General features: G+C 55.3%; 8 protein-coding genes. 2 read left to right on the forward strand and 6 right to left on the reverse strand.

Going from position 1 to position 16,847, the window contains the following annotated elements:
- The first annotated feature begins 145 nt into the window (after positions 1-145).
- Complete coding sequence (locus K0B87_02685; protein ID MBW6513644.1) at positions 146-403, forward strand: hypothetical protein; 258 nt, start codon at positions 146-148, stop codon at positions 401-403.
- A 223-nt stretch (positions 404-626) separates the two neighbouring features.
- On the opposite strand, the gene K0B87_02690 is transcribed toward K0B87_02685, so the two are convergent.
- The 5 genes from K0B87_02690 to K0B87_02710 all read right to left on the reverse strand — a co-directional run bounded on the left by K0B87_02690 (position 627) and on the right by K0B87_02710 (position 14,216).
- On the reverse strand, positions 627-1,076 hold the full coding sequence (locus K0B87_02690) for a hypothetical protein (protein ID MBW6513645.1): 450 nt from the start codon (positions 1,074-1,076) through the stop codon (positions 627-629).
- Between the two features lie 1,602 nt (positions 1,077-2,678).
- Positions 2,679-4,010 (reverse strand): NADP-specific glutamate dehydrogenase, encoded by a 1,332-nt coding sequence (gdhA, locus tag K0B87_02695; GenBank protein ID MBW6513646.1) that lies wholly within the window; start codon positions 4,008-4,010, stop codon positions 2,679-2,681.
- A 119-nt stretch (positions 4,011-4,129) separates the two neighbouring features.
- The gene (locus tag K0B87_02700) at positions 4,130-7,075 is read right to left on the reverse strand and encodes a PEP/pyruvate-binding domain-containing protein (protein ID MBW6513647.1); all 2,946 of its coding nucleotides are present in this window, start codon (positions 7,073-7,075) and stop codon (positions 4,130-4,132) included.
- Between the two features lie 62 nt (positions 7,076-7,137).
- A complete protein-coding gene (locus tag K0B87_02705) occupies positions 7,138-10,104 on the reverse strand; it encodes a hypothetical protein (protein MBW6513648.1) in 2,967 nt (988 codons plus the stop codon).
- 605 nt (positions 10,105-10,709) lie between these two features.
- On the reverse strand, positions 10,710-14,216 hold the full coding sequence (locus K0B87_02710; GenBank protein ID MBW6513649.1) for a T9SS type A sorting domain-containing protein: 3,507 nt from the start codon (positions 14,214-14,216) through the stop codon (positions 10,710-10,712).
- Positions 14,217-14,352: 136 nt separating this feature from the next.
- Between K0B87_02710 and K0B87_02715 the strand changes: the two genes are divergently transcribed.
- Positions 14,353-15,267, forward strand: a complete 915-nt coding sequence (locus tag K0B87_02715) for an endonuclease/exonuclease/phosphatase family protein (GenBank protein ID MBW6513650.1) — start codon at positions 14,353-14,355, stop codon at positions 15,265-15,267.
- A 720-nt stretch (positions 15,268-15,987) separates the two neighbouring features.
- On the opposite strand, the gene K0B87_02720 is transcribed toward K0B87_02715, so the two are convergent.
- The coding region (locus K0B87_02720) for a UvrB/UvrC motif-containing protein (protein MBW6513651.1) at positions 15,988-16,847 on the reverse strand (860 nt) is incomplete at its 5' end.

Genomic DNA, 16,847 nt, shown 5'->3' on the forward strand with positions numbered 1-16,847 from the left:
AATTGCACCCCGCTTCCCCGCTAAAACGCCAAAACGCTAAAACGCCAAAACGCCACCTCCAGTTTTTCCCCATTCCTCCCCCAGGCGAGGAAAAATCTTGACTCCCGGAACGGATCTGGCTGCCTGGGCACAGGGACAAAAACATATGCGAACCGGAAAGATAATCGACATCGACTGCCGCTGCGGCTGCAAACTGTTCCGCTATTTCAAGGCGGGGAAGGGCAGGCTCATCAAATGCCTGCTCAGCCGCCTCAGCGAAGACTACGTCGGCCTGCAGGGGGCCGCAACCCTCTCCCGTCCCCTCTGCCCAAACTGCGGCAAGGAACTGGGCATCATCATGATGATCCACGGCGAACCCGCCCTCAAACTGAATCAGGGCACCATCAAAAGCGTCCGGATATAGCTCCCCCGACCCCGCCAGATGTAGCCGGAGGATTCCGATCCTCCGCATCCAGGGATAAACAATAGGTGAAGGGTTTGCAGAGCTTTGGAAAGCTCTGGCTACATTTGCAGAGGATCGGAATCCTCCGGCTACATGGCTCCCCGCATAACGCGTAACCCCATAACGCGTAACCCATAACGCATAACGCGTAACCCATAACGCTTAACCCATAACGCGTAACGCATCACATCTCCTGCGTGAGCAGCTCATACCCGTTCACCGGGGCCAGAAGGCCCGCGTCCACGGCTCTTTTGACAGAGCGGCAGGGCAGGTCGTGGAGTTCGATGTAGGTTCTGGAGATGAATTCCAGGTCGATGGTTTCCGGGCTTTCCTTGGCCAGGTTCCACATCATTTTGGTGAAGGCGTTGTACCAGTTTTGCAGGATCACGTCTTCATTGGCGGTGCGCCGGTTGTGGATGTCCACGTAGACGCTGAGGTCGCTGCGGAAACCCGCAGAGGGATTCAGCGCCTTCAGGTTGGTCGCGATCCGCCCGAAGCGCAGGGTGGCCTCGCAGGGCCGGGGCTTGAACCAGGGGCGCACGATCACGCGCTTCAGCCGGGGGTTGTAGTAATAGACCAGCCCGTCGCAGGTGCCGCGGTAGGCCTGGATCATGTTTTTGAAGTAGGCTCGCATATTGTTTCCTCCTTGTTGCGTAGCTTGTTTTGGTAAGTTAAGAGTTAAGAGTTAAGAGTTGAGAGTTAAGCTTGCGCAGAAACCAGATCCACGCGGATTTAAAAGATCATTTTCATACGGATTAAACAGAGGATCGGAATCCTCCGGCTACATATGCAGAGGATCGGAATCCTCCGGCTACATGGTTCCTCGCGTTACGCGTAACCAGCAACGCGTAACCATTAAACGCCACATATAACCTCGCCGAGTTTGACGTTTCCCGCCATTATACCCAGACCGTTCATTGCCCATTAGCCTCCCGCCGAGTAACCGCCGGTTGGGCGAGTGGTCGGCGGGAGGCAAGTGAGTGGCGGGTGAATCTGACCTGAGGGACAGATAGCTGTTGATTCATTTCCTAACAAGGATAGAGGCCTTGCCACGCTGGAGTCGAGCGAGGAACGAGCATGGACTCCAGCAAGACGACAAACAATTATCCTGGAGTCCATGCGGGGCCGGATAAATAATCACACTTATGAAGCAAAGCTCATCAACCGGCCCGCTCGATTCCAGGGATCTTCTCCAAATCACCAAATCACAACCAAATCACAAACCTTGTGATTTGGTGACTTATTGTGGGACAAAGGTTTAACCCACCAAATCACAAAATCACAACTTCCTTACGGCCCCCGGCGAGAGTAGATGATTTCTCCGGTCCCGGACGCTTTCTTAGGCTGGACAGGACGGATCCCCGGCTGGGGTGCTCTTTGCCAGGCTGGCCCTGCAGGATGGGGGTGAGAGGATATCCTATAATGATATATAGAAATATATTTATATGTAATAATTGTCTTTTGTATATGTATATCATATTTGTAGTTATATGTTATTTGTTTCAAAACCAGAACCACCAGCACCTGTCGTCCCTGCCTATGAGCCCTCGGATCTGCCAGACCCAGGAGCGTTGTCATCCCGGCGCAGGAGGCTGTGTGAAAACTCACCACAGAGTCCCGTAGGGACGGTATTTTAGATAGCTACGTTGGTTTTAGGTGTTTGCATGAGTCACGTAGGGACGACATATCAGATATGTATCTCATTCTGGCCTATGAAGATGACGCCTCCCAATATGCCGTCCCCATGGGACTCTGGAGATATGTTTGGGGCTGCACGTGCTATCTAAAATGCCGTCCCTACGGGACTTATTGAGACCCTTCACTCACTATTCACACTGGCTCCCGAGCCGGGATGACAGCCATTCTCTTACTACGCATTTAGGTCCCCGACTGCGGAACGGCGCCCTCCCGTAGGAATGTGTGATTTTGTGATTTGGTGGCTTAAGTGATTGCGGGACAGTGAGTCGCCAAGTCACAAGGCTTGTGATTTGGTTGTGATTTGGTGATTTTGAGCCAGACCGCCAGATTTAACCGGTGAAGCAAAACCCCGCGAATATCGAGAAAAGCCAGATGAATCGGTGGAACGACCAGATAAATCTGGTGTTCCGGCATGCGTCAGCTTCCCTTTTTCCCATTTTCCCTTTTGCCCTGTTTCCCTTTTTCGTTCTTGCCTCGCGCGGAGCAAAAAAAAGGGGGAAAGCGAAGATCACTTTCCCCGGGCATAACAATTGATGGTTTAGATCAATCCTTGGTCCATCATGGCGTTGGCCACCTTGATGAATCCAGCGATGTTGGCGCCCTTGACGTAGTTGATGAAGCTGCCGTCCTTGCCATAGGTTTCGCACTGGGCGTGGATGGCTTTCATGATCACCTGGAGCTTGGCATCGACCTCTTCGCTGGTCCAGGAGATGCGCATGGAATTCTGCGTCATTTCCAGGCCGGAAGTTGCCACACCGCCGGCGTTGGCGGCTTTGCCGGGCCCGTAGAGGATCTTGTTGCCGAGGAACACTTCCACTCCTTCGAGGGTGGTGGGCATGTTCGCGCCTTCAGTAACGCAGATGCAGCCGTTTTTGACGAGGGTCTTGGCTTCTTCGCCGTCGATCTCGTTCTGGGTGGCGCAGGGGAGGGCGATGTCGCCCGGAATGATCCAGGGACGGGCGCCTTCGTAGTATTTGACGCCAAATTCATCGGCGTATTCCTTGATCCTGCCGCGCTTGACGTTTTTGAGCTCCATCAGGAATTCCCATTTGTCGCCCTTGATGCCGTCCGGATCGTGGATGAAGCCGTCGGAATCGGAAGCGGTGATCGGGGTGCCACCCAACTGGTTGACTTTCTGGATGGCGTATTGGGCAACGTTGCCGGAGCCGGAGATGAGGACTTTTTTGCCTTCGAAGCTGTTGCCGCGGGTCTTGAGCATTTCGTCAGCAAAATAGACCGTGCCGTAGCCTGTGGCTTGCGGGCGGATGAGGCTTCCGCCCCAATCCAGGCCTTTTCCTGTGAAGACGCCGGTGACCTCGTTCATGATCTTTTTGTACATGCCGTACATGAAGCCGATCTCACGCTTGCCGACGCCGATATCGCCGGCGGGGACGTCCGTGTTCGGGCCCAGATGGCGGAAGAGCTCCAGCATGAAGGAATGGCAGAAACGCTGCACTTCCTCGTCGGAACGGCCGCGGGGGTTGAAATCCGAGCCGCCTTTGCCGCCACCCATGGGCAGGGTGGTGAGGCTGTTCTTGAAGATCTGTTCAAAGCCCAGGAATTTGAGGATTCCCAGGTTGACGCTGGGGTGGAAGCGCAGGCCGCCCTTGTAGGGGCCGATGGCGCTGTTGAATTCGACGCGGAAGCCCCGGTTGACCATCACTTCGCCGGTGTCAGTCTGCCAGGGGACGCGGAAGAGGATGGTGCGTTCGGGTTCGACGATCCGGTCCAGGATCTTGGCTTTCTTGTACTGCGGATTGGAATCATAGACATCCCAAATCGTTTCGACTACTTCGGTGACTGCCTGGATGAATTCAGGTTGGTCAGCGTTCTTGGCGGAGACTTGATGCAGAAATTCGTGTTTTGTCATTAAACATACCTCCAGTATGATTTTTCTTTATGTGATGGATGATTTGGACGCTTTGATGGCCGGTAGCGGCGCTGAGCCTATGTTCGTTGCTTGTTCATTCGACTTTGGACACATACGTTTCACTTAATTATGACGGCGTTTTTTCCGTCAAATAAAAACTTCATATTCCGGGGAGTTTTTTTAGCCAGGAAGTACTGGCCCTCCGCCAGGGTTTCCAGAGAGGCCAGCCAAGTCCAATCCAGCCAGTCATTTGCGGCTTTCTCCCAAACCGTGAGGTAGCCAACGTTCATGGAAAAAAGATTGTGGAAGAAGTGCGATCCGTGGGAGGCCTCGATGGACATATTGGGCAGCACGACCTCGACGATGATCTGGGCGTTGCAGATCTGGCTCCAGTTCACGGGTATGCCCAGGAAGCGGTCGCTCGAGCCCCAGCGTCCTGGCCCAATGAGGACATATTTGGTTCCGGAGTCCCGCATTGCCTGGTTCATGTCGTCCAGTTCCCTGGCCATTTCCTCCGTTTTGACGATGTCGAATTTCTCCGGCGGGATGTAGAGGATGGTATCCAATTCCTCGTTGATCTCGCTGCCGAGGGCGTAGGAAGAATATACGATCAGGTCCTGTTTGCTGGCCGCGTATTTTTCCAGGGGCTGGGAATAATGGTGGATGTTTACGGCGATGGGGCGGACCTGCAGCAGATGGAAAGAGGCCATACCGCTGTGTTCGTCGACGTCGAAGGCGAATTCCATCTCGATCTCGCAGCCGAGGACTTCCCTGCCCAGCAGCAGGAGGTCGCGGATGATGGGCGCCAGGGGGTATTCGTTGTAGTGCAATAGCTTGCGGTAGGTGATCACCCTTGGGCCGGGGATATGCCTGCCGTCCTTGAATTCCTTGTTTTCATAGTCCCAGACCGAGGAAAGCAGGCTGAGGCTGGTCTCGCAGAGTTTCTGGCTGATCCGCAGCCTGGAGAGGGAGGCCTTTTCCCCGCTGCTGAGGTCAAACTCCGTTAGCGAAGGCTGGATGGTGTAAAGATGGCGTTGGGCGGCCTCGACGATGTCCGTGGGTTTGAACATGTCCTTGTTCGGGAAGCGGGGGCAGAAGGCGAAAGTCCGTTCGCGCTCGACCGCCGTTTTGCCCAAACCGGTGGAAAGGGTCACCACGCCGTCCTCGTGGCCCATGTTCGTGCCGGGATAGAAATTGTAGGATTGGGCGACTCCGGAGACCAAAGGATAGAAATGGTCTTCATGGGCGGAGCCGGCCACTTTCTGGATGATCACGGCCATCTTCTCCTCGCGGGCGGGGATGTGCAGTTTCTCGCGGTAGACCCGGGCGGATTTTTGGAACATCGAGGAATAGACCAGCTTGACTGCCTGGATGAGCTGTTCCAGGCGGATCCTGGGGTCGGGATTACTGTTGGGGATCAGATAGGTGCGAAACACGCCGGCGAAGGGATTGGCGATCGAATCTTCCAGGATCGAGGAAGAACGCACGGCCAGGGGAAACACGCCCTGGTTGATGATCTGTTCGAGCACCGCCACCACAGTCTCCGGTAGGCGGGCATCAAGAAAGAGCTGGTCGATCTCTGCGTCGGAGTATTTTTCCTCGTCGTCCAGCAAGGCCAGCAGAGGCGGGTTTGCCGCCAGGTAGGAATCGAAGATGCCGGTGGCCAGAACCGCCGCCACGGGCACACTGATCTGGACCTCGGGGTATCTTTCGCAGATGTTGCTGTAGCGGTTCAGCACCACGTTCAGGAAGGCCAACCCACGACCCTTGCCGCCGATGGAATCGTCTCCCACTTTGTAGATGAGGTTGAGCTGAAAATCGCTTTCGCTGTTCCAATCCTGGATCTTTTCCCTTCTGCGGTAGGAAATGAGCGATTCGAAGGCTTCGCCGATCCGGTCGCGCAGGATTTGGGCTTCGCCGATGTCGCGGAATTTGTCGATGTACTTGGCCAGGGCCAGTTCCGCGTGGGTGCGCAGCCAGTTGTAGACGTGGCGGTTCTGATAGTGGAAAAGCAGGCTTACTTCCGGGATGGAGCTCAACTGGCGGTCCAGCCCGATCAGGGATTCAGCCTCGCCGATGACGCTTTGGTCCGGCAGGCGGAAGACGAACTTGCCAAAGCCGATCTCGTTTTCCAGCCAGCGCCTGATCCTGGTCTTCAATCCGGGCAGGTCCTTGTAGAGGAATTCACCTTCGTTGCTGGTGACGATATCGTTGTATTTGGGGTTGAAGCTTTGCAGGAGGAAGGGGAGGTGGGGATCGTGTTTCCGGATGTGCTGGAGCAGGTTTATCCCTCCGTCCCGGAAAGACGAGCCCATGTAGTGGTAATTGACGTTGCTGACGATGCCGATGATGTTGGCGGAGTACTTTGCGTGGAAGGCCACGGCGCTGTCATAATCGTGGAGGAGCATGACGCGGGGGCGGGCCTTGATGTAGAGGGTCTTGTTCACATCCTGGTGTTCGCGCAGGATGACGGTCTGGTTCAGGAGCATGACCTGTTCCTGCAGCAGGGGCAAAAACTGGGAATAGTAGGGGATGAAGGTCTCCACCACGAGGATGAGCGGAATGGGCAGGAGCGCGACGTCGTGGTCGATGTTCTGGATCAATTCCCATTGCTTGATGATGGCCAAAACGAGCTTCGAATCCCCGTTCCAATAGAAGAAATCCTCCACATCGCGCAGTTCCTCGAGATGGTTTTCCACAAACATCAGGTCCTGCGGCGCGCCCATCAGGAAAAAGATCGGCAGTTCCGGCTTCAGCTTTTTGATCCGGCTCACCAGTTCCAGGGCGATGGAACGCATGGAAGCCAGATGGATGATGATGATGTCGATCTTTTCCAGTTCCAGCAGGCTGATTGTGCTATCCAGAGAGGAAGTGTGGTGGATGACCGGCTGGGTGGAGAGATTCATCAGATGGAAATCCTCGAGCACCTGCTCGGCCAGAAAGCCGTCCACTTCAAACACGAAGGAATCGTAAAGTGAGGCGATCATCAGGATGTGCTGGACCCGCCGGGGCGTCATCTGGTCAAGCTGTTCCAGCTCGATCGACCAGTAATTTGAGGTGATCATGAGCGGTTGCCCCCTCCGAGCGAGATCCTGTTCAATTCTCCAGACAGCATCTGCCCATTCCTCTACTTGTGGATTACGGCCAGGCCGGTTTTGCCGTCCATGCGCACAATCAGAGGATGATCAAATTCCAGGTGGACGAAGTAGTTGCCGCGTTCCTTTTCAGGCTGCTGATACAGCCATTCCACATCGACGAAGTCCGTGCTGGACACAAAGGGGATGGTGAAATAACCCACGTTCATGGCCACCAGGTTGTGGAAGAAATGCGTACCCTGTGAGGCTTCCACGATGAAATCGCGCAGGCCGGTTTCCAGGATGACCTTGGCGCGGTTGATCTGGGGCCAGCGCACGGGGATGCCCAAAAACTTGTCTCGAGAGCCCCAGCGCCCTGGTCCGATCAGGATATAGCGTTTTCCCTGTTTGGCCATTTCCGCGTTGAAGCGTTCGATCTCCTCCTGCATCTCCACGGTCTTGGTCTTGTCGAATTTCCTGGGATCGAGGTAGACCACGTCGGTCAGTTCGTTGATCACGCCGTTGCCCATGCCGTGTTCCGTGTACATCAGCAATTCGCTCTTGTCCAGGGAGGCGGTGTCGATCCGGTAGGCGTCGGTGTTCACGGACAGGGGCCGGACCTGGAGGATGTAGAAGCTGGGTTTGCCGCCGGTTTCCGGGTTATGGTCCAGGTTCACCGCAAACTCGATCTCGACGGGGATGCCGAGGGCGATCTCGCCGATCTCCAGCAGCTCTTCGATGATCTTGGCCAGGGGGAAATAGTTGTATTTCAGGATCCCGGAGAAGGTGAGCACTTTCAGCCCGCGCTCTTCGAGGTTATCCGTCAGGCGATAGTTCTCATAGTCCCAGATGGAGGCCAGATAGCGCAATACGCCATGCTTTTCCGCGTCCTTGAGTGTGAGCTTGGCCAGGGTGATTTCCTCGCCCTTGGTCAGGTCAAAGTCATTCAGGGAAAGGTCCAAGGCGTAGAAATCCTTCTGGGCCGTCCGCACCATCTCGGTTTGGGGCAGCATCTCGGTTTCGGGATAGCGGGGGCAGAAGCGGAAATTGAGTTTGCCCTCAACCACCGATTTACCCAGGCCGAGGGCGATGTTGGCGATCCCGTCTGTGTGCTGCATGTAACTGGTGGGGTAAAAGTTGTAGGATTGCGCCACGCCGGAGATATGGGGATAGTAGAAATGTTCGCCTTTGAGGGAACCCACGGTCTCCTGGATGATGACGGCCATCTTTTCTTCCTCGGCCTTGAAGTTCAGTGCTTCGAGGAAGTTGCGGGCGTCGCTCAGATAGACGCTGGCGAACACCAGCTTGATCGCGTCCATCAACTGCCTGAGCCGGTACATCTTGTCGGGATGGTTGTTGGGGAGCATGAAGGTGCGGTAGACCCCGGCCAGGGGCTGGGCCTGCGAATCCTCGAGCAGGCTGGATGAGCGCACCGCGATGGGGTAATGCACCCCGTCCAGATAGATCTCCAGGCGCTGGACGAGCAGTTCTGTGAGCTGCCCGCTGATGAAGATGGCGTCGATCTCTTCATCGCTCTTGTCCTGGATCTTTTCCAGGATGCCGTTGGATTCCACGAACTGGTCGAACTCGATGGTGCCGATGATGGCCGTGCTGGGCAGGGAGATGCTGATGTCCTCGAACTTTTTCTCGAAATCCATGGTCACCAGGAGCGCGTTAAGAAAGGCCAGTCCGCGTCCCTTGCCGCCCAGCGAGCCTTCGGTGAGGCGGATGATCTGGTTCATCTCGGTGAGCGATACTGCGTCGAAATTGATGATTTTGCCCTTGTTTTTGTCGATACGCACATTGCGGAAGGTCTGGTGGAGAAAATTGCGCAGCTCGTCCTTGCTGGCAAAGTCCTCGATCCGCATCGGGCGGAGGCGTTTGGCGATCTGGACCTCTCCGTGGGCGATCAGCCAGTTTGAAAAATGGTTGAATTTGCTATGGAAAACCAGGGTTTCGTCCGGAACGTGGAGGATCTTCTGTTCAAATTCGGCGATGTTGGCGGCTTCATCGATCACTTCGTTTTTGGCGTTGCGAAAGACGAAATTGCCGAAGCCAAGGTTGTAGACCATGAAATTGCGCAGCTTTCCGAAGAGGTTCTTGGAATTCTTGTTCAGGAAGTGGACGCCCAGGTCCTCGGCCGTTTTCTCGTTCTTTTCTTCCGAGGATTGCAGGATCATGGGCAGGTCGGCAAATTCCCCCTTGATGTGCTTGATCAGCTTCACCCCGGCAAGCGGGTCTTCCTCGCCATCGACCTTGTAGCGCACGTCCGAGATCAGGCAGAGCAGGTATTCCTTGTATTTTTCATAGGTCTGGATCGCCTCGTTATAGTTGTGGGCGAGGATCACCTTGGGCCGGACCCGCATCCGGAGGCGTTTGTTCACGTCGCTCACCTCCTCCTCAATCAATCTTTGGGTCTGGCGCATGATCACGCTGTAGAGCGACGGCAGGAACATGGAATAGTAGTGCACGGAATCCTCCACCAACAGGATCACGCGCACCAGGCCGTTGGCGGTGTCGAAATCCACGTTCATCTTGTCTTCGACGCTCTTGACCATGGCCAAAAAGAGCTTCGTGTCGCCGTTCCAGAGGAAGACGTCGTCGATATGGCATTTATCCTCGGGATGGTTTTCCCAGATGATATAGTCCGAGGCGACATTGAGCAGCAGCAGGATGGGTAGGTCGGGATGTTTTTGCTTGATCTTCTTGGAAAGCTCAAAGGGTCCGATCTCCCCGATGCGCATCATGGTGATCACCAGGTCATAGCGATGGTCCTTCAGCTTTTCCAAAGCGTCCGCGCCCGTGGGTACGCTGGTGATGCGGGGCGCCGTGCTCAGATTCAGCTGGCGGTATTCCCCGAAGATCTGTTCCGAAAGCCGGCCGTCCTGTTCAAAGATGAAAGCGTCGTAAAACGTGGAAACCAACAGGATGTCCCGCACCCGCTTCTGCATCAACTGGTGGAATATGTCCTCACCGAACTTGAACTTGGTGTAGAAATAGTTTAGATCTTCCATCTTCATGGCGGTTTACCTCGATCGAAATATGAGATTTTTTTATCCTGTCTGAAATCACCCATTGTGTCAATAAAAAAATTGCCTGGCCATGAACTGCGGTGAGCGGCAAACACTTACGGAAAGGGAATGACCCGTGGGAATAGAGGTGGATTGATATTTGCAGGCGGTAATCTGTTGACCTTCGGAGCTGGTTCATTCGCAAATTTCCCCAGCTTCCCAATTCTCGCTTTTTTAAAAGATCAATCCTCTTTCCTGCGCCTCATGCCGGTGGCACATTCGCCCTACACATCCCGAACAACATTGGGAATGTGTGAGGCGAAGGTGATGGGGGCGTCAATACGAAGGGAAAGAGCGACAAGCTTGTGGGGAACGTCATGCGTTATAGTATTACAGGCGAAAAAAGGATCGGAACGTCATACATCCTCGTATGACAGGCTCCGCAGGAGCCTTCCATAAATCCCTGCGGGCTTTGGCAGGCGGGGACGCCTGCCGTTCCGCACAACAAAACTGCCGCTCCCCAAGATATTCCTGACGCTTTTTTCGCAATCCTGCACCGTTAAAAAAAGAGGCGGAGAAAAAACTCCCCGCCCCAGGCAATTTATGGGTGCTTGTTATTTCATCAGCAGCATCTTGCGGGTCTGGCTTTGTCCGTTCAGGTCAAGCTTGTAAAGGTACAATCCGGAAGCAACGGGCATACCATGGTCGTCGGTACCGTTCCAGCTAAGGCGGTGATCTCCGCGTTGGACTTCGTTATTGAGCAGAGTGCGAACCAACTGGCCTTTGGTGTTGAAGATATCCAGGCGCGCGTTTCCGCTGTCTTGGGCGGAGAAAGCGATGGTGGTGCTGGGATTGAAGGGATTGGGATAGTTTTGTTCCAACTGGAAAGGCGCGGCCATCACCTGGTCGTCGTTGGAGACGAAAGCGTAGGGGGCCACGGTGGTGAATTTGACCGCCAAACCGGCTTGCAGGGGTGTGGCGGTTGGCGGATAGACATTGCCGTGGGTGTAGGCAAGCCCCTCTGTTTGCAGATGATTTTCAATGCCAACCGTGCAGTAGTTGGTTGTGGTTCCGGGATTGTCCACAGTATGGTACTGAACCACGATATCACCGTCCCTGTCGGTCTGCGGATAGAGGATGATCTGGAATTTCTCCAGCGAGGCGTTCTCCATCAGATCGATGTTGTATTGGTTGTAGGCGTCGTTCCATTGCACGATGAACCGGTCGTTGGCGCTGTCGTGCCAATAGATCACGCGGATGTCGTTGAACAAGCCGGCCCCGGTATCGGGATCCGTGCCGGTCTTCATGCCTTTGAGGTCGTCCCAGTATCCGGCGATCATGGCGTAGGGCCCCAGGGCGGCGGGGATATAGTGGTTGTAGAAATCCTCCATGGTCGTGGGCATGAGGGAGACCCAGCCGTTGGAGCACATGGTGAGTTGATCGTAATCCAAACCGTAGAATCTGAATGTGAAAGGCAGGTCGATGGTTTTGGAGCCGTCGTCCATGATCAGCCAGACGCTGCCCTGCCCGCCCAGCGCCGGATCGGTCTCGATCCATTGATAGACCGGGGTTTGAGCGAATCCCGCGTCGAAGCTGTCATAGGCGTAATAGCCATAGGCGTCGGGACCGGTGGGGGAGGTGTTGATTGCCGTTCCGGCCGAGACGGCGTATGATGCGGTCGTGGTGTATTCCGAATCGATGACGGTGATCCGCAGAGGCAAATTGCAGCCGTGCCAGGCATTGGCGGATACGGAGATGGTGGTGTTGATGGTCTTGGTCTCGCCGATATCGATGGCGCCCAGGCTGATGGGTTCGGCAGGATAGAGGGCCGCGTCGCTCACAGAAAGGATCTGGGCATAGGCGTTGGTCAGGGCGGTCGAGCCCGTGTTCATGATCTCGAAGCTGATGGGCGAGGTCTGGCCGATGTTGAAGGTCCCGGAACTGCCCAGAATGGTGAATTCAGCTCCGCCGCCCCACATCTGGAACATTTGGGAGAAGGCGGGGGAAACGCTGCTCAGGGTGAAGGTGATCGCGTCGCGGGGCTGGATCTCAGGCCAGCCCTGGATCTGGAAATTGATCGTCTGCGTTCCGTTCGCGGGGATGGTGATGTCTGTGCTTTGATAATCGATCGTGGCGTTCGCGGAAGCGGTGATCGACAGAGTCGGAACCGTCAAGCTGGCCGTGCCATAGTTCTTGAGCGTCAAAGTGGCGTCGAAGCTGTGATTGGGGTGCAAAACCATGCCGGCGGCGTTGTTGGACACGATGCCGAGCCCGGCTGGTTCGTTTGGAGCAAGGGTCCGCACCAGAGGCACGAAGTTGGGCTGCGAAACCGTTATGGTCAGGTCGCCGCTTTGTTCCGGATCGATCGGCAGGATGGCGAATCCGCCCTGGACTTTGGCATAGCTGAAATCGGTGCTGTTTTTGGTCCCGGAGACCATGGCGCCGTTGTTTCCCGGGGAGTTGATGCGGATGTGCGAATCGCTCTGGGAGAAGCTCAGCCCGCCCTGGATCACGCTTTCCGGGATGGTTTCCGGCACCAGCACCCACATGTTCAGGCTGGGATCGGCCTGGATGTTGTAGACGTGGAAATAGAAGGAGACATACTGGTTTGGCCCGATATCATTGGGGAAGTTCTTGTAGAGCTCCATCTTGCCCATCAGCACGCTGGAGCCGAATCCGCGCACACCGAAATCAAAGATGCTGCGGAAAGCGCCGCTGGAGATGGAATTGTTCAGCCGGGTCTTGGTGTGCAGGTCCGAGGGCCCCACGAAGGCCACGCAGCCGTTGGGCTGGGCGACCGAGCCCATGCGCATCCATTTCTCGCCGAAGCTGGGATTGACCGTGTTGGCAAAATCCCCGGTGTTGCAGACAATGGAAAAGACGATCGGCATCCGGGGCCCGTTGGTGGTGGAATTCAGGTCCGGCACGTGGAAGGAGGGATAGTGCCAGCCGTTGGCGTCGCCCCAGCCGCGGTAGCTGATGAACTGGACTCCCTGGTTGATCGAGGTTATGATATTGGAGGTTCCGGGATAGGTGGGCGGATAATAGACAGTGTCAACAGCCGCGTAGCCGTAGTTGAGCATCTTGTCCCGCAGCCAGCGTGACATCTGCACCGGAGTTATCGGACGCAGGCCGCCTTCGGCATAGTTTCCGGCCACGGCCAGGCCGCGGGTCATCCAGGCGGTGTTGGTCATGAAAGGCGTTTTTTCGTAACTGACAGACTTGTTGGCCATGGTCATGAATTCGGCGATGTCGTTGAAAGAGAGGCGTCCCACCAGCATTTCCGGGAAGTAGTCGTCACCGTCCAGAAGCGTGTATTGATGGTCGTCGGCGTCATTCTCCTGGTATTCGGGAGAAGGATAGAACGCCGTGGGGATGGAATAGGAGCCGGTTACGTCGCCCAACAGGAGCAGGTAATCGCAGCGGTACTGGTCGTAATGGTTTTGGATGAACTGCTTGTAGTCGTTCAGGGAACTGCCGATCTCGGATTTGTTCACCACATACATGTCAAAGCCCTGGGAGCGTTTCCAGCGGACAAAATCGGCCTGGTAGGCCGTCAGGTTGCCATGGCTCAGCATCAGCATTTTGGGCCGGGCGACGGGAAGGTCGCGCAGATACGAGGTCTGGTAATTGTCCGCCAATTCCTTGTAGGCGTCGATGAAAGCCGGGGAAACAGTCTGGGGCAGAGTGATGGGCTGCCAGCCGCTGAGCGAGAATTCCGCAGTGCTGAGGGTGCGGATGTTTTCTCCGTCGCTCAATTGGGTCTCGATGAGGACGGTGAAGCCCTGCATTTCCCTGAAAGTGAAGCTGTTGCCAATGCTCAGCGCGTTGATGTTCCTGTTCTGTTCCGTGTACAGGAAGTTGCCGCTGGCGTCAAACACGTTCCATTGCAGGCTTTGCACCTGCAGCTCGGCCTGCTGGAAAGGCAGGGCGTAGGTTTTGGAGATCAGGGTGGTCTCGGGGAATTCCTCATCCGCGGGCGGCATTTCCAGCTCGGGCAGGCTGCGGATGTTATCCAACCTGGCGCTCAGGCCAAGCGGCGATTCCTGGTATTGTTCCAGCATCGCCGCCTGCAAGATGCTCAGGCTCAGTAATATAGCTATAATGATCGGTGATTTCATGACTTCCTCCCGTGAAGTTAGCATAGGTATATGCAAAAACCATTCCGAAACGGGTTTCAGAATTAAGGAACTTTTGGATTTGGTTAATTTCTTGCTATGGACTATTTTCTTAAGATGAAACTTTAAGGAAAACCAAATGCATAAAAACGTCAAACATGTGCCTCTGCTCTTGCTTTTCGCCCTGATCATTTTCGGCTGCGGAACCAATGTCAATCTGACTCCGCCGGATGACGTCAGCATCCTCCATTTCGGTTCGGACGAATCGCTGGACGTCGTCACCTGGAATCTGCGCACTTTTCCTCTGACAACTTCTACGATCCAGACCCTGGCGCAGATCGTTCCCCAGATGAAGGTGGACGTATTCGCGTTTCAGGAGATCATGGATTACAGCGCCTTTTTCGCTCTGGCCGACCAGATCCCCAACTATTCGGGCTACGTGTATAATGCCACCAACAGCTACCGCCTGGCCTATCTTTACGACACCCGCACGATCCAGGTCAACGACGCCTATACCATTTTTGAAGGCCAGACCAACCCTTTCCCGCGGGCACCCTATATCCTGGATTTTGTCTTTCAGGGCCGGGATTTCATCGTTATCAACAATCACCTTAAGGCGTTCGGGGACAACTTCATCGACGAAAACGATCCCTGGGATGAGGAATACCGGCGCCGGCTGGCCTGCCAGTTGCTGGACCAATATGTGGTCGATAACTTTCCGGAGGACAGGGTGCTGCTCGTGGGCGATTTCAACGACCAGATCGCCGAACCCCGCGAATACAACGTGTTCCTGAGCTTTCTGGACAAGCCTGAAGAATACCTGTTCGCGGACATGGCCATCGCCCTTGCTCCCACCTACAACAATGTTTCCTACCCCAGCTACCTTTCCCACATCGACCACATCATCATCACCAACGAGCTCTTCGCCGCCTTCGAACGGCCCGACAGTGAGTGCCGCGTGATCAATGTGGAGCAGTACATGGGCAGTTGGGCCAACTATTCCAACCAGATCTCGGACCACCGGCCGCTGGGAATCAAGCTCCACCTCGATTAACGACGTTTTCCCGGATCTCGCGGACCGGGTCGATTACCCATATGCAGCTTAACCGGAGATCTGCACCCGCTCTCCACGGCACCACGCAAAAAACCAGCTGAAGCTGGTGAAACGACCGGCTGAAACCGGTGTTCCGCAAGCCCTGTTTTCCCTTGAAATCCCAGCTCAGGTTCCTTGCCCGTATCCCGCCGGATGCCCGCCCAGCCGGCGATTATCGGGCGGGACGCGTCCGGGAATCTTTCCTTTGGCATTTGAGAAAAATGCCCTCCTATATTTATATACGGATGAGAAAACAGCCTCGGCGCAAGGGAAATCTTTGGCCAAAACACAGGATAATCTTTATCTGATTGCGGGGCAATGAGGTGGGCAAAGAAAAAAAGGCTCGCTTCAATCCCCTTTACCATGATAATGATTAAACATTAAAATCCGGGGCAGGGTAGCCGGAGGATACCGAAACTCCGCAAATGTAGCCAGAGGATTCCGATCCTCCGCATTTTGGTTATCTTTCATTTTGGGATCGTGCAGAGCTTTGGAAAGCTCTGGCTACAGGGTGGACGGTCTGACTGGAATGTCATACGTCCTCGTATGACAGGCTCCGTAGGAGCCTTCAGCAAAGCCCTTCCGTTCCGAACCTTCGCCTGCTGTCCCGCACAACAAAACTGCCGGTGCCACAACAACCCTGCCGTTCCGAATAATAAAACTGCCGCTTTCCCAGACAAACTATCTTTCCAGCTCCAGGATCTTGTCGCGCAGTTCCGCGGCCCGTTCAAAATCCAGCCTGGAGGCGGCCCGCTTCATCTCTTTTTTCAGCAGGCCCAAGAGCTTGTCCTTGTTGTCCAGGTCCAGATACTGGTAGAAATCGTCCTTGGAGGGCTTCTCATCGGCTGCTTCGGCCTTGTCGATGGAGGCATAGCCCTCGGCGATCGCGGTTGACTGCATGATCTGCTCGATGGTCTTGCTGATGGATTGGGGTGTGATCCCGTGCCGGGCGTTGAATTCCAGTTGTTTGGCCCGGCGGCGGTTGGTTTCGCTCAGGGTTTGCTGGATGGCGTCGGTGATCACATCGGCATAGAGGACCACCTTGCCGTCGATGTTTCTGGCCGCGCGCCCCGAGATCTGGATCAAAGAGCGCGCTGAGCGGAGGAAGCCGGTCTTGTCCGCGTCCAGGATGGCCACCAGCGATACTTCCGGCAGGTCCAGCCCCTCGCGGAGCAGGTTCACTCCCACGATCACGTCAAATTCGCCCAGGCGCAGTTCCCTGATGATCTTTGCCCGTTCGATCGAGTCGATCTCGCTATGCAGGTATTTGCTCTTGATCCCGGCGTTTTGCAGATAGACGCTCAGGTCCTCGCTCATGCGCTTGGTGAGGGTCATGACCAGGATTTTCTGGTTTTTGGCCACTCTCTGCCTGATCTGGGTTATCAGGTCGTCCACCTGGTTGCGTATGGGTTTGATCTCGACTTCAGGATCCAGCAGGCCGGTGGGGCGGATCACCTGTTCGACGATCTCGCCCTGGGTGAGGCCAAGCTCGTAATCCGCCGGAGTGGCCGAAACAAAGATCACATTGCGTAGATAGCTTT

The organism is Candidatus Syntrophosphaera sp. (assembly GCA_019429425.1).
Taxonomy (GTDB): domain Bacteria; phylum Cloacimonadota; class Cloacimonadia; order Cloacimonadales; family Cloacimonadaceae; genus Syntrophosphaera.